Source organism: Mesorhizobium sp. RCAM 05099, assembly GCF_059683685.1.
This window is the reverse complement of sequence record NZ_CM185035.1, coordinates 1,422,501-1,447,744: the sequence shown is the minus strand read 5'-3', so window position 1 is coordinate 1,447,744 and position 25,244 is coordinate 1,422,501. Positions and strand designations below refer to the sequence as shown.

At 63.0% G+C, this 25,244-nt stretch carries 23 protein-coding genes, 1 tRNA gene and 2 rRNA genes; 20 read left to right on the top strand and 6 right to left on the bottom strand.

Annotated features, from left to right (window positions below; translation table 11 throughout):
* Nucleotides 1–115: 115 nt before the first annotated feature.
* Nucleotides 116–898 carry a hypothetical protein gene (locus AC56QQ_RS07155; RefSeq protein ID WP_497126055.1) on the top strand — a complete coding sequence of 261 codons (783 nt, stop codon included), beginning with the start codon at nt 116–118 and terminating at the stop codon, nt 896–898.
* Nucleotides 899–960: 62 nt separating this feature from the next.
* The gene (locus AC56QQ_RS07150; protein ID WP_497126053.1) at nt 961–1,221 is read left to right on the top strand and encodes a hypothetical protein; all 261 of its coding nucleotides are present in this window, start codon (nt 961–963) and stop codon (nt 1,219–1,221) included.
* Here the strand turns inward: AC56QQ_RS07150 and AC56QQ_RS07145 are convergent.
* Nucleotides 1,209–2,813 carry an FAD-dependent oxidoreductase gene (locus AC56QQ_RS07145; RefSeq protein ID WP_497126051.1) on the bottom strand — a complete coding sequence of 535 codons (1,605 nt, stop codon included), beginning with the start codon at nt 2,811–2,813 and terminating at the stop codon, nt 1,209–1,211. The genes AC56QQ_RS07150 and AC56QQ_RS07145 overlap by 13 nt on opposite strands.
* A 148-nt stretch (nt 2,814–2,961) precedes the next feature.
* Between AC56QQ_RS07145 and AC56QQ_RS07140 the strand changes: the two genes are divergently transcribed.
* Genes AC56QQ_RS07140 through AC56QQ_RS07125 form a run of 4 tightly spaced genes read left to right on the top strand, consistent with a single transcriptional unit; the run spans nt 2,962 to nt 6,826 of the window.
* A complete protein-coding gene (locus AC56QQ_RS07140) occupies nt 2,962–3,498 on the top strand; it encodes a cupin domain-containing protein (protein ID WP_256751695.1) in 537 nt (178 codons plus the stop codon).
* Nucleotides 3,499–3,508: 10 nt separating this feature from the next.
* Nucleotides 3,509–4,285, top strand: a complete 777-nt coding sequence (locus AC56QQ_RS07135; RefSeq protein WP_497126048.1) for an aspartate dehydrogenase — start codon at nt 3,509–3,511, stop codon at nt 4,283–4,285.
* A complete protein-coding gene (locus tag AC56QQ_RS07130) occupies nt 4,285–5,097 on the top strand; it encodes an alpha/beta fold hydrolase (protein ID WP_497126047.1) in 813 nt (270 codons plus the stop codon). The genes AC56QQ_RS07135 and AC56QQ_RS07130 overlap by 1 nt, the downstream gene beginning before the upstream one ends.
* The gene (locus AC56QQ_RS07125) at nt 5,087–6,826 is read left to right on the top strand and encodes a cobalamin-dependent protein (protein WP_497126046.1); all 1,740 of its coding nucleotides are present in this window, start codon (nt 5,087–5,089) and stop codon (nt 6,824–6,826) included. Before AC56QQ_RS07130 ends, AC56QQ_RS07125 begins: the two co-directional genes overlap by 11 nt.
* A 30-nt stretch (nt 6,827–6,856) precedes the next feature.
* Here the strand turns inward: AC56QQ_RS07125 and AC56QQ_RS07120 are convergent, their stop codons facing one another.
* Nucleotides 6,857–7,603: an SDR family oxidoreductase gene (locus AC56QQ_RS07120; RefSeq protein ID WP_497126045.1), complete on the bottom strand. Its 747-nt coding sequence runs from the start codon at nt 7,601–7,603 to the stop codon at nt 6,857–6,859.
* Nucleotides 7,604–7,706: 103 nt separating this feature from the next.
* Here AC56QQ_RS07120 and AC56QQ_RS07115 point away from each other — a divergent pair, with 103 nt between their 5' ends.
* From AC56QQ_RS07115 to AC56QQ_RS07085, 7 genes are all read left to right on the top strand, one after another.
* Entirely contained in the window at nt 7,707–8,678 is a 972-nt protein-coding gene (locus AC56QQ_RS07115; RefSeq protein ID WP_497126044.1) for a thiamine pyrophosphate-dependent dehydrogenase E1 component subunit alpha, read from the top strand.
* 1 nt (nt 8,679) lies between these two features.
* Complete coding sequence (locus tag AC56QQ_RS07110; protein WP_497126043.1) at nt 8,680–9,654, top strand: alpha-ketoacid dehydrogenase subunit beta; 975 nt, start codon at nt 8,680–8,682, stop codon at nt 9,652–9,654.
* Between the two features lie 11 nt (nt 9,655–9,665).
* The gene (locus tag AC56QQ_RS07105) at nt 9,666–10,952 is read left to right on the top strand and encodes an acetoin dehydrogenase dihydrolipoyllysine-residue acetyltransferase subunit (RefSeq protein ID WP_497126042.1); all 1,287 of its coding nucleotides are present in this window, start codon (nt 9,666–9,668) and stop codon (nt 10,950–10,952) included.
* A 104-nt stretch (nt 10,953–11,056) separates the two neighbouring features.
* Nucleotides 11,057–11,380: an NIPSNAP family protein gene (locus AC56QQ_RS07100; RefSeq protein ID WP_256751702.1), complete on the top strand. Its 324-nt coding sequence runs from the start codon at nt 11,057–11,059 to the stop codon at nt 11,378–11,380.
* Between the two features lies 1 nt (nt 11,381).
* A complete protein-coding gene (locus AC56QQ_RS07095; protein ID WP_497126041.1) occupies nt 11,382–12,248 on the top strand; it encodes a hypothetical protein in 867 nt (288 codons plus the stop codon).
* A complete protein-coding gene (locus tag AC56QQ_RS07090) occupies nt 12,248–13,171 on the top strand; it encodes a 3-hydroxyacyl-CoA dehydrogenase NAD-binding domain-containing protein (protein WP_497126040.1) in 924 nt (307 codons plus the stop codon). The genes AC56QQ_RS07095 and AC56QQ_RS07090 overlap by 1 nt, the downstream gene beginning before the upstream one ends.
* Before the next feature lie 24 nt (nt 13,172–13,195).
* Complete coding sequence (locus tag AC56QQ_RS07085) at nt 13,196–13,945, top strand: SDR family oxidoreductase (protein ID WP_497126039.1); 750 nt, start codon at nt 13,196–13,198, stop codon at nt 13,943–13,945.
* 28 nt (nt 13,946–13,973) lie between these two features.
* Here AC56QQ_RS07085 and AC56QQ_RS07080 read toward each other — a convergent pair whose 3' ends face one another.
* Nucleotides 13,974–14,726 carry a pyrroline-5-carboxylate reductase family protein gene (locus AC56QQ_RS07080; RefSeq protein WP_497126038.1) on the bottom strand — a complete coding sequence of 251 codons (753 nt, stop codon included), beginning with the start codon at nt 14,724–14,726 and terminating at the stop codon, nt 13,974–13,976.
* Nucleotides 14,727–14,836: 110 nt separating this feature from the next.
* On the opposite strand from AC56QQ_RS07080, the gene AC56QQ_RS07075 reads away from it, so the two are divergent.
* The 7 genes from AC56QQ_RS07075 to AC56QQ_RS07045 all read left to right on the top strand — a co-directional run bounded on the left by AC56QQ_RS07075 (nt 14,837) and on the right by AC56QQ_RS07045 (nt 21,718).
* Nucleotides 14,837–15,610: a GntR family transcriptional regulator gene (locus AC56QQ_RS07075; RefSeq protein ID WP_091583545.1), complete on the top strand. Its 774-nt coding sequence runs from the start codon at nt 14,837–14,839 to the stop codon at nt 15,608–15,610.
* 140 nt (nt 15,611–15,750) lie between these two features.
* A complete protein-coding gene (locus AC56QQ_RS07070; protein ID WP_489863385.1) occupies nt 15,751–16,863 on the top strand; it encodes a branched-chain amino acid ABC transporter substrate-binding protein in 1,113 nt (370 codons plus the stop codon).
* 127 nt (nt 16,864–16,990) lie between these two features.
* Nucleotides 16,991–17,941: a branched-chain amino acid ABC transporter permease gene (locus tag AC56QQ_RS07065; protein WP_497126037.1), complete on the top strand. Its 951-nt coding sequence runs from the start codon at nt 16,991–16,993 to the stop codon at nt 17,939–17,941.
* Entirely contained in the window at nt 17,941–18,936 is a 996-nt protein-coding gene (locus AC56QQ_RS07060) for a branched-chain amino acid ABC transporter permease (protein ID WP_497126036.1), read from the top strand. Before AC56QQ_RS07065 ends, AC56QQ_RS07060 begins: the two co-directional genes overlap by 1 nt.
* Nucleotides 18,933–19,763 (top strand): ABC transporter ATP-binding protein, encoded by an 831-nt coding sequence (locus AC56QQ_RS07055; protein ID WP_497126034.1) that lies wholly within the window; start codon nt 18,933–18,935, stop codon nt 19,761–19,763. The genes AC56QQ_RS07060 and AC56QQ_RS07055 overlap by 4 nt, the downstream gene beginning before the upstream one ends.
* Nucleotides 19,687–20,436: an ABC transporter ATP-binding protein gene (locus AC56QQ_RS07050; RefSeq protein WP_489863387.1), complete on the top strand. Its 750-nt coding sequence runs from the start codon at nt 19,687–19,689 to the stop codon at nt 20,434–20,436. The genes AC56QQ_RS07055 and AC56QQ_RS07050 overlap by 77 nt, the downstream gene beginning before the upstream one ends.
* Nucleotides 20,429–21,718: an NAD(P)/FAD-dependent oxidoreductase gene (locus AC56QQ_RS07045; RefSeq protein ID WP_497126033.1), complete on the top strand. Its 1,290-nt coding sequence runs from the start codon at nt 20,429–20,431 to the stop codon at nt 21,716–21,718. Before AC56QQ_RS07050 ends, AC56QQ_RS07045 begins: the two co-directional genes overlap by 8 nt.
* Before the next feature lie 150 nt (nt 21,719–21,868).
* Here AC56QQ_RS07045 and AC56QQ_RS07040 read toward each other — a convergent pair.
* The 3 genes from AC56QQ_RS07040 to AC56QQ_RS07030 all read right to left on the bottom strand — a co-directional run bounded on the left by AC56QQ_RS07040 (nt 21,869) and on the right by AC56QQ_RS07030 (nt 25,182).
* Nucleotides 21,869–21,945, bottom strand: a tRNA-Met gene (locus AC56QQ_RS07040).
* A gap of 160 nt (nt 21,946–22,105) precedes the next feature.
* A 5S ribosomal RNA gene (gene rrf / locus AC56QQ_RS07035) occupies nt 22,106–22,220 on the bottom strand.
* Nucleotides 22,221–22,372: 152 nt separating this feature from the next.
* Nucleotides 22,373–25,182, bottom strand: a 23S ribosomal RNA gene (locus tag AC56QQ_RS07030).
* Nucleotides 25,183–25,244: the final 62 nt, after the last annotated feature.

Genomic DNA, 25,244 nt, shown 5'->3' with positions numbered 1-25,244 from the left:
ATTAGCGATCCCGGCGCCGTTGGGAAAGAAGCCGAACAAGGATGACAGTGCGACCCTTCCTTGGTCTGATTGGACGCACGAATCGGCGCTCAGCGCCTCATGAAGGGAAACCACAATGCATGTCGTGACTTTGCTGAAGGCGGATATGTTCGACGTCGAGATCGACGGCAAGCCGGCTTCGATCGCGCAGGCCTTGCCGGACTGGAACCCACATGACCGGTTCGGGCTGGTGATCGACGATGCACTTGGCGGCATCGGCGCCACCCACCTGCTGCAGATCGCCATCACCTCGTTCTACGACGTCAAGCCGAGCCGGCGCACCGAACTGACGGTCTACCCGGAAATCTATGCCTTCCATATCGGCAAGGGCCATGGGGCGCATGCGCCCTATGATTTCTGGCCTGCCCGGCGCGAGGTCATCACCTCACGCGATCATCGCGAGGTTCTCGATGCCATCAATGATCGCGGCATCACCCGGCTGGCCGTCCCCGATCGCCAGCCGCGCGAAGTGGTGCATCGGCCGAAGGAAGTCGACGCGGCGCTCGACCGCATCGCCTCGGCATTCGTTTACAGCCCGTCGGGCCGGGTAGCGGATCCCGACGTCGTCATTTCAGGCAACGACAAGCGAACCGAATACAATCCCAACAGTGCCTTGCGGCCGCGCTACACCGACAGCCGGCCGGTTTCGGTTTCCACCGCGGCCAAGCCGGTCAAGGAAGTTGATCCGTCCTACCAGGAATGGCTCCGCAAGCGGGAACATGACCTGACCGGCGAGGAACGCGCCTTTGTCGAACGCCGCCGCGAAGAGCTGAGAAAGGACGGCCTCGTCAGCGAAACCTACCGACGTGTCGGCGTTCGTGAAGCGTTGATGCGTCTGGCATCGGCCGGGCGCGGCTGAACCTGGGCTGACCGAACCCAACCCGGTCGTCATCTGCGACAAGAGCCCCTGCCCTTGCCTGCGTGCTCGCCGGCATCGGGTTGGGCGTGTTTCCGGATTACAGCGTCAGCGACGATATCGCCGAGGGGCGGTTGGTGCCGGTGTTTGTCGACTGGAGCTTGGCCACCGGAGGCATGCATGCCGTCTTCCACCGGCCCGGTTCCGGCCCGCCAAGGCGCGCGCCCTCGTCGATCTGCTCGCGGCCGCCGAGAAAAAGCGATCTCGCGGCGTCGCCGTGGCGTGACGCCGAGGGCTGCAGCGCCCCGCGCGATCATCGGTTCTGATGCAGGATCGTCTCGGCAGCGATGTAGCCCCAGGTCATGTTGGGGCCGAGGGTCGTGCCGGCTCCCACGGCGCGTGTGCCGATGGGATTGGCCATGGCAAGTCCCGCCGCATAAAGGCCGGGGATGATCGAGCCGTCCGGCCTCAGCACCTGCGCCCGTTCGTTGGTGCGGGCGCCGCCCTTGGTACCGAGAATCGAACGATTGATCGTCATGCCGACATAGGGAGGCTTGTCGATCGGCTTCAGCCGGTTCTCGGGGCCATGCGCCTTGTAGTCCTCCCAACCGTTCTCGCCACGGCGGAAATCCGCATCGTGCCCCTTGGCGCAAAAGCCGTTCCAGCGGGCGATCGTCTCCTCGAGCGCCGCCGCCGGCAGCCCGAGCTTGGCGGCAAGGCCAGCGATTGTATCGGCCTTCTTGACCCAATCGCGCTCATAGGAGGCATACCAGCGGAAAGGCAGTGACGTTTTCAGGAACCGATGATCGCCAATGAGATAGCAGGGCAGATTGACGGGGGCGCCGTCCGGCCCGCGCGCATCGATCGCCTCGCCGATGTTGAAGGCGTTTTCGCTGACAAAGCGCTTTGCACCGCGATTGACCACGATCGAATGCGGCTCGGCCTGGAAGGTCATCGGCAAGCCGTGCGGCTTTCCCTGGTAGCGCGTCGGCAGGCAGGGGTAGACGTTCGCCTGATCCATGCGGTCCAGCTGCGCACCGACGGAAGCGGCAAGTTTCTGGCCGTCGCCCTCATTGCCGCGCGGACTGCCGATCCGGTCGAATGCACCGGGGAAATGGTGTCCACGCATCTCGGCATCCCATTCGAAGCCACCGGTTGCGATCACGACGCCGCGATGCGCGACAATCTTCGTTCGTCGGCCCTCATTCTCCACTTCCGCGCCGGTGATGCGCGAGTCCGGATCCTGAAGCAGGGTCACGGCGCGCGTTTCCAGCCGGAAGGTGACGCCCGCATCGAGGCAGCCCCTGATGAGCCCGGTCATCAGGGCCGTGCCCTGGCCGCCGGAATTCGTCAGCCATCGCCAAAGAAGCCTCGGCCAGACCTTGAATCCGGCGCTGACAGGGTGGTGATAGAGATCCAGGTCGACGATCTCTTGGTAAGTGAAGCTGTGCGGCAGGGTGGAGCGGCGCAGGCTCCTTGCGAACCTGCCCAGGATACGGCGGCTGAGCGGCCTCGGCGAGACCATGCGGCCATAGAGCTTGCCGCCCGGCGCTTCGGTAAAGGGGTCGGGCTCGTTGATCAGGCGGAAATCGAGCGGCGTGTTGCGGGACAGGAAGCGTAGCATGTCCGGCGCCGCCCTGACGAACGCACACCAGAGCGTGTCTTCCTTCAACTTCCACCCTTCGGGCGCGACCGCGCGCAGATAGGTGAGCGCGTCCTCACGGCTGTCGGCGATGCCGGCTTCGGCAGCGACATGGTTGGCGGGTATCCAGACCCCGGCACCGGACATGGCCGACGTGCCTCCCAGCCATTCGCTCTTTTCGATGACGAGGACCTTGAGGCCGCCCTTGGCGGCCCTCAATGCCGCCGAACAGGCCGCCGACCCCGACCCGATGACCAGAACGTCGAATTCACCCATTGGCGGTCCCCTGCTGCATCGCCACGGCACTATAGGAGCAGAAAATTAAATCTGTCTACTCTTGTGTCGACACTTTTTGCGCTGTAACCTCGTGCAAGTCAGCAGCGTGCTCGGCATGATCTTCGTAGCCCTTTCGACAGGCAGAACCATGGACGATACCCGCCTTCCAACCGCACCCTCCGGCATCCATATTTCCGATTCCCAAACGCGTGAAAGCTATTGGCAGCCGGTACCGGCAAACGGCCATATCGACGTGGCGCTCGCGCCGCACATCGTCGGCATGGAGCACCCCTTCGCGCTGGGCACGCAATCGGTCGCGCCGGGCGGCTATGTGCGTGAACACACGCATGACCGCAACGAGGAGGCGATCTATGTCATCGAGGGTCATGGCCGCGCCGTCGTCGAGGGCAAGGAATATCCGCTAGGCCCGGACAGCGTGGTGTTCCTGCCGAAGAATGTCAGGCACATGTTCATCAACGATGGCGAGACACGCCTGCGCTGGCTCTGGCTGATCGTACCGAACGGGCTCGAGGACTTCTTTCGCCTTATCGGCAAGCCGCGCAAACCGGGCGACCGCGTGCCGTCCAATTTTCCGCGCCCGGAAAACGTCCTGGAAATCGAGCGTAAGACGGTCTTCGGAGCCGACCTCGCCGACAAGTTCGATCCCGTGAAACAGAACCCCTGAAGAAACCCTGATGGTGACGCTCGGCCTTATCGGCTACGGCACGATCGCGCGCGAGATCGTCTCCGCTTTCCCAAAGGGTTCGGTTCGCTGGGTGGTTCTGCTGCGCGAAGGCGCATGCCCGGCCCTGCCGCCGAATGTCGGCGCGGTCACACAGCTTGACGCGCTGATCGGCGCGCGCCCCACGGCGGTGGTGGAGGCGGCGGGCCAGGAGGCCGTTGCCGCCTACGTACCCGCGCTTCTTGAAGCCGGCATCCCGACTGTCATCGCTTCGGTCGGCGCACTGTCCGATCCGGGGCTTGCCGCCCGGCTAGCCGGGGCGTCACGCAACGGAGGCGCGCGCTTCGTCCTGCCATCAGGCGCGTTGGGCGGCCTCGACTATTTGCGAGCCATAGCGGCACTTCCCGATGCGCGGGTGCGCTATACCTCGCGCAAACCGCCTGCCGCCTGGGCGGCGGAGCTGGCCGCTCTCGGCCTGTCAGCCGACAATGGCGCCATTACCCTTTTCGAGGGTGCGCCCGCCGAAGCGGCGAGACTCTATCCGAGAAACCTCAACGCGGCTTTCACCGTGGCACTCGCGGCGGGCGCCGGAAAGGTGACGGTGCGCGTGATTGCCGATCCGAAGGCGGCCGGCAACACACACGAAATCGAGGCCGAGAGTGCCGTCGGCACCGCCTTCTTTTCGTTCGTTAATGCGCCCTCACCCGACAATCCCAAGACTTCCGCGCTCACAGCACTCAGCCTCGTCGCAACCCTTGGCGAGCTGCTCGACAGCGAAGGCCATCGCTGATGCCCTTCTTCACCGCCGCCGATGGTTGCAGCATTCACTACGAGACGTTCGGCAGCCATGGCCCGCGCCTCATCCTCATCCCCGGACTCGGCGGCGACGGCCGCTTCTGGGCCGGCGTCGTTGGGCTGCTCGAGTCCGACCATCGCATCATCGTCACCGACCATCGCGGCGCGGGCCGCAGCGATCGCCCGAATAGCCCTTACTCCATCCCCCTGATCGCCAGCGATACTGCCGGCCTGCTGGCACGGACGGGCGGACCGGCGCACATTGTCGGGCACTCCACCGGTGGCGCCATCGCTCAGGTGCTGGCGCTCGATCATTCTGAACTCGGCCTGAGCTACACGATCAGCAGTTCCTGGGCGCGGGCCGACAGCCGTTTCCGTACGCTCTTCAGCGCTCGCGCTGAACTGCTGGAGGCCGGCATGGCCGAAACCTACCAGCGCCTTGGCCATGTGCTCTGCCACGAACCGTCCTACCTCGAAGCGCATGCCGGGCAGCTCGAGGCGGCGGTCGCCGCCACCCCTCGGACCCTGGCGCCGCTTGCCATCAGCGCCGCGCGCGTGCGCATGCTGCTCGACCACGACCGCCTTGCCGACCTGCCGCGCATCGCCGCCCCGGTCCAGGTGATTGCGGCCGCTGGCGATGTTCTGACACCGCCGGCTCTTTCCGAAGCCATCACCACCGCGATACCGGGTGCGGACCATGTGGTCGTTCCCGGCGCGCATTTTCATCCTCTCGCCGATCCCGAGGGTTTTGCCACCATCATTCGCCGTTTCATTGCCGTAGCAGACAGCAAATATCATGACCGCTGAACTCGTCCCCCCTCTCATCGACCCACGCCTCAAGCCGGGTGCCGAGCTCCTCGCCGAAGGGCGCGCCATGGCGCGCGACTGGCGCCTCGGCGGCTGCCGCTTCCTCACCGAAACCGGAATGCCGTCCGAGGCCGCATGGAAGCGCAAGGCGGCGGCCGAGAGGCGCGTCATGCAGCATGCCCATATCGGCTTCAGAAGCGTCGACCGCACCATTGCGGCAATCGGCGAGGTGCACGGGCAATGCCGCAAGGCAGGGGTGACAGTAGACCGTTTCGGCATCACCCTCGACTGGTCGATGGGCTATCCGCAGGCCATGCGCGCCAAGGCTGCGCGCGGCACCGGCATTGTGCTCACCGGCCCCGAGGATTTTGCACGTATCACCAATGCCGCGCCTGCCGCCGCCCATTTCGGCGACTTCATGCTCGGACTGCCGGGCGCTCTGGAAAACACCCGCGCCGCCATCGCCGCCGGAGCGACGGCCGTCGGCAATCTGGGGCAGTATTTCACGTTCCGGCTGCCTTACTGGGACGATGACGTGGCGACCACCGAGGCGACCGTCACCGCGCTCGGCCTGATTGCCGCGCAGGATGCCGAAATCCTTGTTCATTCCAATCTCGACGACGGATTCGCCGGACTGTTCATCGACATGGCCTGCGCGCTCGGCATGGTGCTGATCGAAAAGCACATCGTCGAGGATCTGATCGGCGCGCGGCTCGCCCATTGCTACGGCCACCATTTCAGCGATCCGCTGTCGCGCACCGCCTTCCATGCCGCACTGGTGCGGGTCAGCGACACGCCAGGCACCATGATCTTCGGCAACACCGTCTCCTACCAGTCGACCCCGGCAGGCAATTACGCGAGCCTGGCAAGCTATCTACTGGCCGACATACTGGCCGTCGGGCGATGGCCGTCCGGCCATGCGATCAATCCCGTGCCGGTGACCGAGAACCAGCGCATTCCCGATGTCGACGAGATCATCGACGCGCAGACCTTCGCGCATCGGCTCACGTTGCATGCCCCTTTCTACGATCCGGTCTTCGATTGGACCAAGGTGGAGGCAATGGCCGACGTACTTGTGGCGGGCGGACGCCGCTTTGCCGATGCCGCCATGAGGGGGCTGGCCGAGCGCGGGGTGGATACCGGGGACCCGGCCGCATTGATGCTCGCCGTCCGCCGCACGGGGCCAAAGCGCATGGAGGCGCTCTTCGGCCCGGGCGCGGCAAGCGCGCGCGGACGCACGCCACTGATCCATGCCGAATGGGCCCGCGAGCTCAACCACAAAGCCACAAGCTGGGTTTCGATACAAAAACCCTTGGCAAGGCAAGCCCCCCTGACCGTCTGCATCGGTACGACCGACGTCCACGAACACGGCAAGTATCTCGTCGAACAGGCGCTGGAAGGCCTGGGCGTTGCCATCGCCGATGCCGGCGTGGCCGTCGACCCCGAAGCGCTTGTCGCCCGCGCGGCGGAGACCGGGGCCAATGCCATAGCCATCAGCACCTACAATGGCGTGGCGCTCCGTTATGTCCAGGCGGTGAAGGCAGCGATGGCGGCGCGCGGACTCGTCCTGCCAGTACTCATCGGCGGGCGGCTGAACGAAGTGCCGAAAGAGTCCAATTCCGGCCTGCCGGTGGATGTGACCCAGGACATCGCAAAGCTCGGTTGCGTGCCATGCGCCGATCTCGATGCGATGCTCGGCGCCCTGCGTACGATCCCGAGCGGCCCGTGAAACCTGCCACGGCCTGGGCGGGCGCTCACTTCACCAGGCCGTCATGCCGCCGTCGACCGTCAGGATCGAACCGGTCGCAAAGGAGGATTCGTCGCTGGCAAGCCACAGGATCGCCTGTGCGATTTCGAGCGGCTGGGCGACACGGTTCATCGGCGCGCGTGCATTCAACGCCGTGACGAAGCCCTGGGGGTCGGAATGGGTTTCGAGAATCTTGTCGAAATAGCTCGACCAGGTGGTGCCCGGCGCCACCGCATTGACGCGAATTTTCTCCGCCGCGTGGTCGAGCGCCATGGCGCGTGTCAGCGCCGCGACGCCACCCTTCGATGCAACATAGGCCGCCCGGTCGGCAATCCCGACATGGGCAACGTTGGATGCGGTGTTCACGATCGCTCCGCCGCCGCCCGCGGCCATGATCGGAACGGCATATTTGGAGCAAAGGAAGACACCCTTGAGGTTGACGGCCATCAACGCGTCCCAGTCTTGCGCCGCGGTGGTGACGACAGAGCCGCGTATGCCGTAACCGGCATTGTTGACGAGCACATCTATCCGCCCGAATGCCTCCTGCGCGCGCCGCACCATGGCGGCGACGGAGCCCTCGTCCGAGACATCGACCTGCATCGCCAGTTGGCCCGTTCTCCGCGCGACATCGTGCGCCCTGGCGCCATCCAGGTCAGTGACCAGAACGCGCGCGCCCTCCTTCGCGAACAGTTCCGCCACGGCCGCGCCGATCCCGGCTCCCGCGCCTGTCACGATTGCTGCCTTGTCCTTCAAACGCATTGTCGATCCTGTTTTCCCGAGTTGTTTTGTCCCCATCTTGCAGAAGCTCTTGCAAAGTGTCGACACTTTTGTATTTAATTTCGGCATGAGATCGGGGACAGCCGTGAAAAACACTCCTTCCATCGAACAACATCTGGAAATCTATCGCCGGATGCTGCTGGTGCGGCATCTGGAAGAGAGCCTTGGCGCGCTCCACAAGGAAGGGCGCACGCGCGGTCCGATCCATCGTTGCGACGGCCAGGAAGCTGTCGGGGTCGCAGCCACGGCGGCGCTGGAGACGGGCGACAAGGTCGCCACCACCCATCGCGGCCATGCCGTCTACATCGGCAAGGGCATGGCCATGCGTCCCGTGGTTGCCGAAATCCTTGGGCGGGCCACCGGCGCCTGCGGCGGGCGCGCCGGCCACATGCTCATAGCCGATGCCGAAAAGGGCGTGATCGGCGGCAACGCCATCGTTGGCGCCGGCATCCCGGCGGCAACCGGCATGGCGCTGTCCATGCAAATCCTTGGCAACGGCAACGTCGCCATGTGCATCTTCGGCGATGGCGCAGCCCAGACCGGCATCTGCCACGAGGCGATGAACATGGCGGGGCTGTGGAAGCTGCCCGTCGTCTTCGTGCTCGAGCACAACCAGTTCGGCTTGACCGTACCATCCGACGTCCAGTCGCCGGTCGAGGATCTGTCGATCCGCGCCGCCGGCTACGCGATGCCCGCCGAGATCGTCGACGGCAATGACGCGGTCGCCGTCTACCGCGCCGTGTCGGCCATGGTCGAGCGTGCCCGGCGCGGCGAGGGTCCCGGCATGGTTGAATGCAAGACCTACCGCATCGAAGGGTTTTCCACGTCCGACATGGGCGGCTACCAGAAGCCCGAGGACATCGCCGCCTGGAAAGCGCGCGACCCTTTGCTCGTCTCGCGCAAGGTGCTTTTGGGCAAGGTCGGCGAAACCCAGCTCGCCGCGATCGAGGCGGCGGCCAAGGCCGAGGTGGCCGAGGCTTTCGAGACCGCGCTGTCAGATCCCATGCCGGAATTTTCCGTCGACGAGGCGTGCAACCCCTATAGCGAGGCACACTGACATGGCCATGATGCGGTACGCCGAAGCGCTCAACGCGGCGCTGCGCGAAGAGATGCAGGCCGACCCCTCCGTCTTCCTCTTCGGTGAAGACATTGGCCGCTATGGCGGCGTCTTCAAGGTGACGAAAGGGCTGATGGAGGAATTCGGGGAAACACGGGTGCGCGACACGCCGATCTCCGAACAGGCGATGACCGCCATGGCCGTTACCGCCGCAATGACCGGCACGCGGCCGGTGCTGGAAATCATGTATGCGGATTTCATACCGCTGACACTCGACGCGCTGGTCAACCAGGCCTCGATCTACAACTACATCTGGAACGGCCAGGTGAGGATGCCTTTCGTGCTGCGCACGCAGGGCGGCGGCGGCGCCGGGGCCGGCGCACAGCACTCCAAGGCGCTCGATTCCATGCTCGCCCACATACCCGGCATCAAGGTGGTTGCCCCTTCTACGCCCGCCGACGCCAAGGGCATGCTGAAGGCCGCGATCCGCGACGACCAGCCGGTGGTCTTCCTCGAACACAAGCTGCTCTACAACACCCGTGGCGAGGTGCCTGACGGCGATGTGACGGTGCCGCTCGGCAAGGCCGCGACCATGCGCGAGGGCAGCGATATCTCGATCTTCGCCACCTCCAAGATGGTGGTGGAGGCGCTGAAAGCCGCCGATCTTCTCGCCGCTGACGGCGTTTCGGCCGAAATCGTCGACCTCCGGTCGCTGCGCCCGCTCGACGTCAACGCCATTGTCGCCTCGATCTCGAAAACGCACCATGCCGTGGTGGTCAACGAAGGCTGGCGCTTCTGCGGCTATGCCGCCGAGCTTTCGGCAACGATCATGGACCACGCTTTCGACGAGCTCGACGCGCCGGTCGCGCGCGTCACGCTGCCGGACATGCCGATCCCGTACTCCGAACCGCTGGAAACGGCGATGCTGCCGAATGCCGAAAAGATCCGCGCCGCCGCGCTGAAGACGCTCAAGTGACGGAGGCGGCGATGACCCATCCGATCACGATCGACAGCGCCGGCGGCGAATACATGGAAGCCGTGCTGGTGATCGCCTGGGCGGTGAAGCCAGGCGATCCGGTCAAGGCCGGCGATCTCGTCGTCACTGTCGAGACAGCCAAGGCGGCGACCGAGATCGAAGCCGATCGCGACGGCTGGCTGGCCGAAATCTTCTTCGCCGAGGGGCAGGAAGCGCCGGTGGGCGCCGTGCTCGGCACGATCGCGGACGAGAAGCCGATGGCTGGCGGGCCAGCCTCGCTCGCACCGGCCATAGCTGCCGCCGCTGCCGCCAAGCCGCGCGAGCCTGCCGCTGACGAAGACCGTACCTCCGACCGGCAGCCCGGCAGCCGCCCGATCGCCAGCCCGCTTGCCCGGCGGCTTGCCGCCGCGGCCGGGCTCGACCTTGCCACCATTTCGGGAAGCGGTCCCCACGGACGCATCAAGAAGCGCGACATCGATGCCACTCTTGCCGCCCTCCCGAATGAACATGACGGCATGGTCCAGCGGACTCCAGCCGCGGTCCAGACCGTTGCGGCGCCGGCGGCCGGACGGGCGGTACCCGTGGTCCTCATCCATGGCTTCGGGGCGGACCGTTCCGTATGGCGGCAGGTCGTCCCGTTGCTCGGACCTGGGATCGAGACAATCAGTCTCGACCTGCCCGGCCACGGCACCGAAGCCGTCAGGACGGCGAGTACCATCGAAGAGATCGCTTTCCACCTCTCCGACCGGCTGGAGGCCATGGGCGTGGGCAATGCCCATCTCGTCGGCCATTCCCTCGGCGGTGCGGCGGCTCTCGCGCTCGTCCGGCTCGGCCGTCTCGCCGTGCGTTCGGTCACGCTTCTCGCACCCGGCGGGCTTGGCCCCGAGATCAATGCAGGCTTCCTTGCCGGCCTTGCTCGCGCGACCACGGCGCAGGCCCTCGAGCGGTGGCTGACGGTCATGGTCGGCGCCCCCTCGGCCTTGCCAGCTGGCTTTGCGCAGGCTGCACTCAGGCAAATGGAAAAGACCGGCAATCGCGAAGCAATCGCGGCGATGGCCGAAAGCCTGTTCCCGGACGGCACCCAGGGTTTCGACCTGGCGACCGCGCTCGCCGAGCTCGACGTCCCGACGCGGCTCATCTGGGGGAAGCTGGACCGGATTATCCCGGTCGCCCATGCGGCCCGCGCGCCGGGTTTCGCCGCCGTTCATCTTCTCGATGGCATTGGCCATGTACCGCAGATAGAGGCGCCGGCGCTCACAGCCCGGCTGATCTCCGAGACCGTGCGGAGCGCCGGCTGAGCCGGCAGTTCGCTTGATCCCGCGGATCGGTCGCGGGGGCAGACAAGACCACATTACGCCGGCGCCGAGGGCGCCGGAGCAAGATGCCAGAAGGAGTGCTCAGGATGATCTTCGACCATCGCACCTACACCGCCCGTCCGAACAAGCTGTCGCATTTCCTCACGCTCTACGAGGAGGTCGGCCTGCCGATGCAGCGACATTATCTGGGCGAACCCTTCGGCTTCTTCCAGACGCATATCGGCGACCTCTCGCGCACCGTGCATCTGTGGAAATATGATAGCCTTGCCGATCGGGAAGAGCGGCGCGACCGCATGGAAGCCGATCCCGAATGGCAGGCCTATCGACGCAAGGTGATCGAGACCGACTACCTTCTCGATATGCGCAACCAGATCCTCAAACCTGTCTCCTTCTTCAATCCCGGAAAGTAAGATGGACCTGATTTTCTCTGCCGAGGGGCGCAGCTGGCCGCTGCGCCTCACCGGCGATGCCGAGCGCACCCGCTATGCGCTGCTTTCGGTCCTGCCCATGCGCCTGCAGCTCCATACCCCTAAGATCGCCGGCAGCCATATCTATTGGCATGCCCCCTTTGTCGAGGATCTGGAGGGGGCGACGCATGTGCTTGCCGCCGCCGCCGGCGCCTTCATCTACTGGCCGGTGCGGCAATTCCTCGAAATCACCTTCGCGCCGCTCCAGGCGGAAAATGCCGAGATCACCGTTCTCGGCCATCTCGACGCGCCGGTGGAAGGCATTGCCGAGCTTGCCGCGACACTGAAACGCGACCAGGGCCGCCGCATCCTTGAAGGCACACTCGGCAGATCGGATGGAAGCGCGCCTGAATTGTCGGCGCCATCGCCGCTGCCGCAGGATATCATCGCCGCGCGCAAGGCACTGTGGGCGGCATGTCCCGCCGACATCAGCCGGGTCACCGCGTCCCGCGCCATCATGCACCCTGCGGGTCCTGTCTTCATGGCGGAGTCGGAAGCGCGGGTGCTGCACGAGTTCCTGTGGTGGATACGCGCGGCGCGCGGCAAGGACGAGGCCGTGCGACGCCAGACGGCCGCGCTGGCGCTCGACAAGACCGCGACCCGCCTGCGCGACTTCTGCCACATGGACGAAACGCCCGCGCTGCTTTTCCGGCTCGAGGCGGCGATGGGCGACGGCTATCCTTTCCATGCCCTGATCGATGAGGCGATCCTGGTTGCCGGACGGATCGGCGCCTGGCTCGATCTTCTCATCCCGTGGAACGACCTCAACGAGGCCTTCCGCGCCGCGCTTGACGGAAGGAGGGCCGGGTAGTGGAAAAGCTGACCATCGGCATTGTCGGTTTCGGCGTGATCGGGCAGCGCTGGACGGCTTGCTTTGCCCATGCCGGCCACAAGGTGCGCGTGTTCGACCCGACGGAGCGGCGCGAGGTAGCTTTCAGCGAGGCGCTGCCTGCACTCATGGCCGATCTCGATGCGTTGAAGGGACCCTCGTCCGCGCCCGGTGCGATCCGTCTTTTCCCGACGCTGGCCGAGACGCTCGAAGGCGTCGATTTCGTGCAGGAGAACGGCCCGGAAGATCTGCCGCTCAAGCGCCGGCTGCTGGCCGAGATCGAAGGCCATGTCGGCGACGAAGTCGTCATTGCTTCCTCCTCCTCGGCCCTGCTGGTGTCCGACATGCAGGGCGAGTGCCGCCGGCCCGGCCGCATCGTGCTCGGTCATCCCTTCAACCCGGCGCATCTGATGCCGCTGGTCGAGATCGTCGGCGGCAAGGCGACCGATCCACAAGCCATCGCCCGGGCACGCGCCATCTATGAAACAATCGGCAAGAAGCCGGTGACGCTCAACCGGGAAGTGACCGGCCATATCGCCCTGCGCCTGATGGGTGCGATGTGGCGCGAGGCAATCGCGCTGGTGCGCGACGGCGTCGCCTCCGTCGAGGACGTGGATCGTGCCTTCATGTATGGGCCGGGTGCGAAATGGACCCTGCAAGGCTCGTTCATTTCCAACAGCCTCAACGCCGATGGCATTGAGGACTTCCTGCGCAAATATGGCCCGACCTATCAGGCGATCTGGGACACGCTGCTCGACGCAAAGCTCGACGACAACACGATCCGCGCGATCACGGCTTCGACAAATGCGGCGGTGGACGGACGCAGCCAGGACGACCTGAAGGCCGCGCGGGAGGCTGGCCTGGTCGGCATTCTGAAAACGGTGGCCGAACGCGGCGCGCTCTAATCGTCACGGTTCAGGAGAACGGCAATGAACTACCGTACTGCCCTCGTGACCGGTGCCTCGAAGGGCATCGGCGCGGCGATCGTCGAGAGCCTGGTCATGGAAGGATTGACCGTCCATGCGCTGGCGCGCAACCACGACGCACTGCAGGTGCTGCAGGCGCGGCTCGGATCAAGCGTCAAGCCGCTTGTCGCCGATGTACGCGACATCGAGGCGATCGCCTTCGCACTCGGTTCGACGGAAATCGATGTGCTGGTCAACAATGCCGGTGGTCTGGCAACCGTGCGTCCGCTTCATGAACAGAGCGCGGAGGAAACAGCCGAGGTGGTGGCGCTTAACCTCACCGCGCCGTTGCAGCTCATACGCTTGTTGCTGCCTGGCATGATCGCACGCAAGCATGGCCACATCTTCAACCTGACCAGCACGGCGGCCAGCGCCGTCTTTCCCGGCACGACAGCCTATGGTGCGGCCAAGGCCGGCCTTTCCCAGGCCGGCCGTATTCTGCGCTTTGATCTCGCGGGCACGGGCGTGCGGCTGACCGAGATCGCGCCTGGCCGTGTTGAAACCGACTTCTACCTGAAGGCCTTCGACGGCGACCGCGAGGGCCTGCGCAAACGCATGTACTCCCAACAGCGGCCACTCGGCCCGGCAGACATTGCCGCGGTGCTTGTCGCCGCGCTGCGGATGCCGGACCATGTCGACATCGCCGAACTGACCGTCGCGCCGAGCGAACAGGCAGCCGGCGGCCAGGTCTATCCGCCCGCGCCGCGGCGGTGAGCGCGCGTGGCGTCAGCGACGCCGCGCATCAGCCTTGCCCGGTCAATTTGTCAAGCACCGCCGCGCAAGCTTCCTCCCAGGCTGCTGGCACGCCGCGTGCCGAAAGAACCTGCAGGCCCCGCTCGGTGATGCCACCCGGTGTCACCAGCTCTTCGAGCATCTGGTCCATCGGTTCGCTCTTGTCCGCGATCAGCTGCCCGGCCGCCACGAAGGTCAAGGCCGCCAGCCGGCGGGCGATTGCCGGATCGAGACCTTCGGCACTCGACCATTCGGCCGTCTTGCGGATCAGATCCTGCGCCCAGCCATAGACGGCGGCGATGACCGTCGCCACTTCGAAGTCCGCTTCGCTGGCGAGAGCGATCGCGGGGCCGAGCCGGTCGAGAACTGCCCGCGCCCGCCCAAGGTCGGGGAAATAGACTGTCGGACTGGCGGCAATCTCGGAAGCGGTGAACGGCATGGCGCGCACGGCGCGCGCGGGCGCGACCTCAAGCCGTGACAACGGCACGCCGGCGCACACCGAAACCACAAGCTGCCCCTCGCGCCAGGGCAGGCCCATGACCGTCTCCGGCGCTTGAGCCGGCCGTACGGCGACAATCACGACATCGGCCCGCTCGACGAGATCGCGATTGTCGGTCGCCAGCCGAAAGCCATGCTGGGCGGCAAGCGCGGCGGCCTTGCCGCGCGGAGACAACAGGATTGTTTCAGGGTCGAGCCCGGAACGCAGGAAACCAGCCAGCATGGACGCCGCCAGATGCCCGACGCCAAGAATGCCTATGATCATCGTTGTCTCCCGGGTTGCAACCTGCGGCTTGCCATTCCCGTGAAGTTGGGAAAGAAAGAGGCACCATAAAGTGTCGACACAGCCTGCAGACAAATCAGATTGGAATCTTCATGACCGAACGAGCCGAGACCAGCGCCGACAGCGACCCGTCCCTTGCGAATGAGGCCGAGACGCGCCGCAGCGCCGACAGCAGCGAGCGCGCTTACACCACCATCCGCAAGCTTCTGGTCGAGTTCAAGCTGAAGCCTGGCGAACGCATCAACGAAGTCCAGCTTTCGCGCAGCCTCGGCGTGTCGCGCACGCCAATCCGCGAGGCGCTGAACCGGCTCGCTTCCGAGGGCTTCGTTTCGCTCACACCCAATCGCGGCTTTTTCGTCAGGAGCCTCAGCACCGAGGGTCTGCTCGACCTTTACGAGCTGCGCTCCATCATTGAGTCGGCGGCTTTCAAGCTGATGTGCGAGCGCGCGGAAGACAGCGAGATCGACCGTTTGCGGCAGTATTGGGAGGCGATCGTCGATGGCTATCGGGACCAGCCCCCGGACATCATCCTGGCCGAGGACGAAGGCTTTCATCTGCTCATCGCCGAACTGTCCGGAAATCCGGAACTTGTCGGCCAGCTCGCCTCCATCAATGCGCGCATCCGCTTCATCCGCCGCATCCAGATCGAGCACCCCTCGCATGACAAGGCGCAGATCACCTCTCACTCGGCGATCGTCGAAGCCGCCGTCAAGCGGGATGCCGAGAACGGCGCGAAACTGTTGCGCGAACATATCGAAATGACCGTCTCCGCGACGCAGCAGGCGCTCAAGGACGCCCTGCTCAAGGTTTTCGCGCCCGACAACGGCGCCGACTTGAAGCGCCGGCGACGGGCTCGCGACGCATAATCGATATCTGAGCACAAAATTGAACGCAATAGTGTCGACACTTTCTTGACGACGGTCTCTTTGTCTGCTTCGATGGGTTCCAAGGGAGAGAAGACCGGAACGGCCACTCCTGTCGTGACCAGTAGCCAAGGGGAACCATCATGAGGAAATTTACCGCCACGCTCCTTCTCGGAGCATCGCTGTTCGCAGGCCCGGCCATGGCTGAGCAGACCACGATTGGTCTCTCCGCTCCACTCTCTGGCCCGCAGGCCTATTTCGGCACCACATGGCATAACGGCTTCAAGCTCTATATCGACAAGCTGAACGCCGAAGGCGGGGTCAATGGCGTGACCATTGCCTATGAACAGGAAGACGACAAGGCGGATCCGCGCGAGGGAACGCTCGTTGCGCAGAAGTTCTGTGACAATGCCCAGGTGGTGCTTGGCCTTGTCAACTTCAATTCCGGCGTCGCCCAGTCCACCCTGCCGATCTACGAGGATTGCTCGCTGCCGACGATGACCTTCGGCTCCAACCCTTCGCTGACCAAGCAGGGCTACAAGTTCATGGTGCGTCCGGTCGCTAACGATCTGGCGGGCGCGCTGCTGCCGGCTGAATACGCGCTTGGCAAGCTTGGCGCCAAGACGGCCCTGATCGTCAACGACAAGCAGGTGTTCGGGCAGGGAATCTCCGAGATCTTCGCCAAGAACTTCCAGGATGGTGGCGGCAAGGTCCTCGACACGATTGCCGTCGCGCCGAGCGACGTGGACTTCGCCGCCGTGCTGGCGCAGATCAAGCCGAAGAAACCAGACGTGATCTATCTCGGTGCCGTCATGCCGCAGCTGGCGCTCTTTGCAAAGCAGATGCATGAGCAAGGGATCACTGCCACGCTGATCGTGCCCGACGGTGGCTATACGCCGGACTTCATCAAGCAGGCTGGCGAGCCCAACGTCCAGGGCGCGCTCGTCGCCATACAGGTGCCGCCGATGGATGCCTCACCGGCGATCGCCGATTTCGCCAAGCTCTACAAGGCCAAGTACGGCGAGGACGCCGGCCCCTACTCGATCTACGGCTATGTACAGGGGCAGATCCTCGAACAGGTGCTCAAGACAACCAAGGGCCTGACGCGCGAGGACATCAACGCGGCGCTGCACGCGGTCAAGGTCAAGACCGCCGTGGGTGACCTGGAATTCGACGACACAGGCGAACTCAAAGTCGCCCCATCCTACCTCTACAAGGTGGAGGGCTCGGCCTTCCAGCTTGTCGGCTCAAAATAGCAGCCGGGCGCGGGAGCCGCCTGCCTTTTGAAGGCGGCTCCTCTTGCCTCTTGACGGCCGCGAATGACAAGAATGCGATGGCCGGTTCGACTGGTCGATCGGAACTCATTGCACAGGACGCCAGCCCATGCTGGGAAACCTCATTCAGCAGACGGTCAACGCGTTGACCATCGGCTCGATCTACGCGTTGATCGCGCTCGGCTACACCATGGTCTATGGCGTGTTGCGCATGATCAATTTCGCCCATGGCGAGATGTTCATGCTCGGCGCCTATGTCGCCTTTCTGGTCCTCAGCATGCTCGTTGGCGATGTCGGCATGGCGGGTGCGATTGGGCTCACCGTGGCCTTTCTCGTGGCTATCTTCCTGGTGGGCTTCATTGGCGTCGGCATTGAACGCATCGCCTACAAGCCGTTGAGAAACTCCACCCGGCTTGCGCCGATGCTCTCCTCGCTTGGCGTTTCGCTCTCGCTGGTCACCGGCATACAGATTCTTGCCGGGCCACAGCCGGTCGCCTTTCCGAGCTTCTTCCCCGTCGTCCGTTACGAGGTGATGGGGGGCACAATCACCTCGATGCAGATCGGCATCCTGGTTGCCGCCTTCGTGTTGATGTTCGGCCTCTATTTTCTCGTCAACCGCAGCCGTATCGGCATCATCGTGCGCGCCGTGTCGGAAAGCCGCCCCACCGCGCAGCTTCTCGGCATCAACGTCAACGGCGCGATCTCCATGGTATTCTTCGTCGGCCCGCTGCTCGGCGCGGCGGGCGGCATCCTCTATGCCAGCTATTACGGCATCATGTCGCCGTCCATGGGTGCCGTCATTGGCCTGAAGGCCTTCACCGCGGCGATCCTCGGCGGCATCGGCTCCATTCCCGGCGCCATGCTTGGCGCCTTCATCCTCGCTTTCGTCGAAGTTGGCGGAACCGCCTTGCTGCCCATCGTCACCCATGGCGTGCTGGGCACCGAATATCGCGACGTGCTCACCTTCGCCATCCTCATACTCGTGCTTCTCGTTCGTCCCGCCGGCATATTGGGCGAGGCCGTGTCCGAGGAAAGCATCGTGTACAAGAGGGAATTCTGATGTCCGTCGCCGAGACCCTCGCTTCTGTCAGGCCGCGTTCAAGCCGGGCCGTCGCGTTCCTTGTCTTTGCCATCGCCATCGCGCTGATCGCGGTGACGCCCTTCCTGCCCAACTACTACATCCGCGTCATCGACAGCCTGCTGATCTACATCCTGCTCGGCATCGGCCTGAACATCGTCATCGGCTATACCGGCTTGCTCGATCTCGGCTTCGTCGCCTTCTATGCGGTCGGTGCATACAGCTACGCACTGCTCGCCAGCCCCCAGCTCGACCTGCATTTGCCCTTCCTGCTCATTCTGCTCGCCGCCGCCTGCCTTGGCGCGATCACGGGCATTTTGCTTGGCATTCCGGTGTTGAGGCTGCGCGGCGACTATCTTGCCATCGTCACGCTCGGTTTTGGCGAGATCGTCCGCATCATCATCAACAATCTCGACTGGCTCACCGGCGGGCCGAAGGGCATAGCCCGCCTCGACAAGGCTTCGATCCTCGGCATCCAGATCGCGCGGCCCGTCGACTTCTTCTGGCTCTTGCTTGTTGTCGTGCTGCTGGCCGGACTTGTGGCCTGGCGGCTGGAGCGCTCCATCCTCGGCAAGGCCTGGGCAGCGATCCGAGAAGACCAGGACGCCGCGCGCGGTATCGGCATCAATACGACCAACGCCAAGCTTGCCGCCTTCGCCACCTCCGCGACCATCGGTTCGATCGCGGGAGCAATCTTCGGTGCCTCCCAGCGCTTCGTCAGCCCGGAAAGTTTCACGCTTCAGGAATCCGTGTTGATCGTGCTGATGATCGTGGTCGGCGGCATCGGCAACATTCTCGGCATCGTCGCCGGTGCGGCGATCCTGATCCTGCTGCCGGAAGTGCTGCGCGAATTTGCCGAATGGCGGATCCTGTTCCTCGGGCTGTTGATGATCTTCCTGATCATCGTGCGCCCTGCCGGCATCGTTCCGCGCAGCTTCGGGCCAGACAAGCTCATCCGGAGGCTGATCGGCAAATGACCCTGGTCTTTGACAGACTGCGCAAGGAATACGGCCAGGTCATCGCCATCGATGACGTGACGGCCTCTTTCGCCCCCGGACTGATCCATGGTGTGATCGGACCCAACGGCGCCGGCAAGTCGACGCTCATCAACATGACCGCCGGCTCCTACACCGTCTCCTCCGGATCGATCGTGCTCGACGGAAAACGCCTCGACAGGCTCAAGAAATATCAGATCGCCAATTCGGGAGTCGCCCGCACGTACCAGAACATCCGTCTCTTCGACCAGATGACGGCGCTCGAAAACCTCGAGGTCTGCTTTTACCCGACCGATGTCGGCGGCACCTGGAAAGAAGTGCTGTGGCCGCCCTATGCCTCGTCCCGGCGCGACCATCGGCGCGAGAAATGCATGGAGATCTTGCGTTTCTTCGACCTGCAAGGCCATGCCGACGCGGAAGCAGGCAGCCTGCCCTATGGACGGCAGCGCATGCTGGAAATCGCCCGCGCGCTGGTTTGCAATCCGCGTGTGCTGCTGCTTGACGAGCCCGCCGCCGGGCTGAACCATCACGAGACGGCGGAATTGACCGCCGGGCTCGCCGCCCAGCGTTCGCCCGACCGGATCACGATCATCGTGGAGCACGACATGGATCTGGTTATGGCGCTCTGCGACAACATCATCGTCATGCATCACGGAAAGCTGCTTTTTCAGGGCACACCCGCCGAGGTGCAGGCCAGCACCGACGTCCAACTCGCCTATCTGGGAACCGCCAATGACATCGACGACATCCGAGCCGCTGCTCAGGATCGCCGGGCTCAGCTCGGGATACGGACGCGTCGGCGTTCTTGAAGACATAAACATCGACGTCGATCCGCACGAGATCGTCGTTGTTCTCGGCCCGAATGGCGCCGGCAAGACGACGCTGCTCAACTCCATCTCCGGCGTTGCCCGTCCGACCGCCGGCAGCATCACCTTCGAAGGGCGCGACATCGCTGGCATGCGGCCGGAGCAGGTCGTGCGTCTCGGCATCACGCATTGCCCGGAAGGCCGCCAGATCTTTCAGCGGCTGACGGTGGAAGAAAACCTGGTCGCCGCCCATATCGGCCGCGGCGGCAAGAGCTTTGAAGCGTTGCGCGCCGAGGCCTTCGATCTCTTTCCGGTGCTGAAGGAGCGACGCAATGGCATGGCAAGCCGCATGTCCGGCGGCCAGCAGCAGATGCTTGCGATTGGTCGGGCGCTGATGGCCGAGCCGAAACTTCTGATGCTCGATGAACCGTCCCTCGGCCTTGCCCCGAAGATCGTTCACCAGATCTTCCGCATCATTCTCGACCTGTCGCGCAATGGCATTTCCATCCTGCTTGTCGAGCAGAACGTTCAGCTCGCGCTTGAATGCGGCGACTACGCCTATCTGCTGAACACCGGCAAGGTGAAGCTTCACGCCCCTGCACAGGAAATGGCCGAGCATTCCGCGTTGAGCGAGCACTATCTCGGCGGGGCAAATACGGACGTTCTTCATGTTTGAGGTCGACTGGAAGACGCCGCATCTCTGGCGCAAGACCGCGAATCTTCGTCAGACGGCACCGGCACTCCAAGGTGATCTGAAGACTGATGTACTGATCGTCGGCGGCGGCTTCACCGGCATGGCCGCGGCACTCGGCGCGCGCGACAGCGGCGTCGATGTGATCCTCCTCGAAGGCAACGAGATCGGTTCGGCGGCGTCCGGCCGCAACAACGGCCTCGTCATCTCCCACCATTCCAAGGCATCACCTTCAGAGTTCGAGGCGGCATACGGAAAGACCGTTGGCACCCGCTACAACCGCATGGTGGCGGATGCGGCGGGTGTGGCCTTCGGCCTGATGCAGCGTTTCAACATCGATGCGCACCAGGTGCAGGAAGGCTGGATCCAGCCCGCGCACACCGAGGCGACGCTTGCCCGCACGCGCCAGTTCTACGAGGAATGGAAGGCCTTCGGCGCGAATGTCTCCAGCCTTGACCGCGCCGAAGCCACCGCACGCATCGGCAGTCCGTATCTCGGCGGCTGGATGGTTCACAATTCGGGCCATATCAATCCCTTTGCCATGACCATCGGCCTCGCGGCCGCGCTGGAGCGCGAAGGCGTGACCATCTGCGAGAACTCTCGTGCAACGCGCATCGAGAAGGTGGAAGGCGGCTGGCGCGTCTTCACCGCGTCGGGAAGCGTCACCGCGCCCGAGGTCGTGCTGGCGACCAACGCGCTGACCGGCGACATATGGCCAGGGCTCAAGAAGACGCTGGTGCCGCTCAAGGTGTTCCAGGCGGCGACTAACCCGCTGCCGGAGGAGGTGCGCGCCAAAATCCTTGTCAGCAATCCGGCCGTCTCCGACATGCGCAACGACATCCGCTATTTCCACTATGACCGCGACAATCGGCTGGTCAGCGGCGGTACGCATACTTTCTGGTTTGACGAAGCCGATCGCGGCCGGACCAAGGTCTCGCGCATGCTGGGCAAGGCATTTCCGGCGTTTGGCGGCGCGCCCGAGATGGTGGAATATTGGCACGGAACTTTCGCAGTGGTGCCTGACCGCAGGCCGCGCCTTTATCGCCTGGCGCCCGGCCTTGTGTTTGGTGGCGTTTATTCCGGCCGTGGCGTGGCACTTTCGATGTCGCTTGGCCAGGACATCGGCCGCTGGGCTGCAGGCCGGCGTACGGACGGGCAGATGCCGCTGCCGGTCACCAACATGAAACCGATCCCGTTCCATCCGATCGCGGTGCAGGTTGCCAACCGCATGCACGCCTGGAACCGCTTGCAGGATCAAGGCTCCTAGAGCCCTTGGTTGGTAGCGGGGACAGGATTTGAACCTGTGACCTTCAGGTATGGTCCGCGGGACGAGGAGCTACCTTGCCCAGCATCGGCGCAGCCGATGCGCCAGGCAACGAAGCTCGTGGGATCTGGTGGGATTTTATGAGGGAAAGGTTGGTTGCGGGGACAGGATTTGAACCTGTGACCTTCAGGTTATGAGCCTGACGAGCTACCGGGCTGCTCCACCCCGCGTCAACCGTTGCAGCGATCGCTGCCTGGAAAGCATGTCGCCAAATGAAAGGGCCGCTTACGCGGCCCGGGATCCCGTTGGCGGGCCTGTTCGTAGAGAGAAGATTTCTCTTCATCCGGGACCATTTTGATCCTGGATGTGAGTTTAACGTGCGTTTGGCAGACCTGGCAGCGACCTACTCTCCCGCGTCTTGAGACGAAGTACCATCAGCGCTGGAGCGTTTCACGGCCGAGTTCGGAATGGGATCGGGTGCAGCCGCTCCGCCATAACCACCAGGTCGGCAAAACGCACGTTATTCGAGAAGCTTTTTGAGCGAAGAGCGATGAGGGAGTAGCCAATAGGGAGATCCTATCATGGTGCTCTCTCGGAGCTTTTCGCTGGTCTTGTTGTGCCATCCATCGTGTTTCACGATGGGCATAAGGAATGAGAACGATCAAGCCGATCGAACTATTAGTACCGGTAAGCTTCAAGCGTTGCCGCTCTTCCACACCCGGCCTATCAACGTGGTCGTCTTCCACGGTTCTCAGGGAATACTCGTTTTAAGGTGGGTTTCCCGCTTAGATGCCTTCAGCGGTTATCCCGTCCGGATATAGCTACCCTGCTATGCGGCTGGCGCCACAACAGGTCCACCAGAGATCCGTCCATCCCGGTCCTCTCGTACTAGGGACAGATCCTTTCAATATTCCTACACCCACGGCAGATAGGGACCGAACTGTCTCACGACGTTCTGAACCCAACTCACGTACCGCTTTAAATGGCGAACAGCCATACCCTTGGGACCTGCTCCAGCCCCAGGATGCGATGAGTCGACATCGAGGTGCCAAACAACCCCGTCGATATGGACTCTTGGGGGTCATCAGCCTGTTATCCCCGGCGTACCTTTTATCCGTTGAGCGATGGCCCTTCCACGCGGGACCACCGGATCACTATGACCGACTTTCGTCTCTGCTCGACTTGTCAGTCTCGCAGTCAGGCAGGCTTATGCCATTGCACTCAGCGAACGATTTCCGACCGTTCTGAGCCCACCATCGCGCGCCTCCGTTACTCTTTAGGAGGCGACCGCCCCAGTCAAACTACCCACCATACATTGTCCCGGACCCGGATAACGGGCCGCGGTTAGACATCCATAGTAATAAGGGTGGTATTTCAAGGGTGGCTCCACCTGAGCTGGCGCCCAGGTTTCAAAGCCTACCACCTATCCTACACATGCCACTACGAATGCCAATGTAAAGCTATAGTAAAGGTGCACGGGGTCTTTCCGTCTAACCGCAGGAACCCCGCATCTTCACGGGGAATTCAATTTCACTGAGTCTATGCTGGAGACAGCGGGGAAGTCGTTACGCCATTCGTGCAGGTCGGAACTTACCCGACAAGGAATTTCGCTACCTTAGGACCGTTATAGTTACGGCCGCCGTTTACTGGGGCTTCGATTCAGAGCTTGCACCCCTCCTCTTAACCTTCCAGCACCGGGCAGGCGTCAGACCCTATACGTCGTCTTGCGACTTCGCAGAGCCCTGTGTTTTTGATAAACAGTCGCTACCCCCTGGTCTGTGCCACCCTCCTCTACTTGCGTAGAAAAGGGTCACGCTTCTTCCGAAGTTACGCGTGCAATTTGCCGAGTTCCTTCAGCATAGTTCTCTCAAGCGCCTTGGTATACTCTACCAGACCACCAGTGTCGGTTTCGGGTACGGTTTATAAGGAGGAGCTATTTCCTGGAACCACGCAGCAGCCCGTTCAATCCGATAAGATTGGACTACCTCAATGATCCGTCACTACCTCCAAGCCCACGAATATTAACGTGGTTCCCATCGACTACGCGTTTCCGCCTCGTCTTAGGGGCCGGCTAACCCTGCTCAGATTAGCTTTAAGCAGGAACCCTTGGTCTTTCGGCGGGGGAGTCTCTCACTCCCCTTACGTTACTCATGTCAGCATTCGCACTTCTGATACCTCCACCACCCCTCACGGGTATGGCTTCATCAGCTTACAGAACGCTCCGCTACCGCTTGGCCCTTGCGGACCAAACCCTAAGCTTCGGTGTATGGCTTTAGCCCCGTTACATTTTCGGCGCAAAGACCCTTATTTAGACCAGTGAGCTGTTACGCTTTCTTTAAATGATGGCTGCTTCTAAGCCAACATCCTGGTTGTTTTGGGATCCTCACATCCTTTCCCACTTAGCCATAACTTGGGGACCTTAGCTGTAGGTCAGGGTTGTTTCCCTTTTCACGACGGACGTTAGCACCCGCCGTGTGTCTGCCGACTAGTACTCCCAGGTATTCGGAGTTTGGTTAGGTTTGGTAATCCGGTGAGGACCCCTAGCCCATCCAGTGCTCTACCCCCTGGGGTATTCGGTCGACGCTCTACCTAAATAGATTTCGCGGAGAACCAGCTATTTCCGAGTTTGATTGGCCTTTCACCCCTAGCCACAAGTCATCCCGAACTATTGCAACAGTTATGGGTTCGGTCCTCCAGTAAGTGTTACCTTACCTTCAACCTGCTCATGGCTAGATCACTCGGTTTCGGGTCTAATGCGACGAACTGAACGCCCTATTCAGACTCGCTTTCGCTGCGCCTACACCTAGCGGTTTAAGCTTGCTCGTCACACTAAGTCGCTGACCCATTATACAAAAGGTACGTGGTCACCCAGGACGAACCTTGGGCTTCCACTGTTTGTAGGCAACCGGTTTCAGGTACTCTTTCACTCCCCTTGTCGGGGTGCTTTTCACCTTTCCCTCACGGTACTAGTTCGCTATCGGTCATGCACGAGTACTTAGGCTTGGAGGGTGGTCCCCCCAATTTCAGACAGGATTTCACGTGTCCCGCCTTACTCGAGGACGATGATTTGCATTACGCGTACGGGGCTGTCACCCACTATGGCCCTACTTTCCAGAAGGTTCCGCTTGTCTCATCATCGCCACTGGCCTGGTCCGGGTTCGCTCGCCACTACTTCCGGAGTCTCGGTTGATGTCCTTTCCTACGGGTACTTAGATGTTTCAGTTCCCCGCGTTCGCCACTTTACCCCTATGTATTCAGGGTAAGTTACCTATTATCGATACTTGGAAACCACAGCAGCAAGTCACCCTGCTGCTCTGATTTTCCAAGTACCTTAGGTGGGTTTCCCCATTCGGAAATCTACGGATCAAAGGGTATTCGCACCTCCCCGTAGCTTATCGCAGCGTATCACGTCCTTCATCGCCTGTGCATGCCAAGGCATCCACCAATTGCCCTTAAGACACTTGATCGTTCTCATTGCCAATGCCCACCCGCGCAATCCGAAGGATTGTCGCTTCAGCCAAACCCTTGC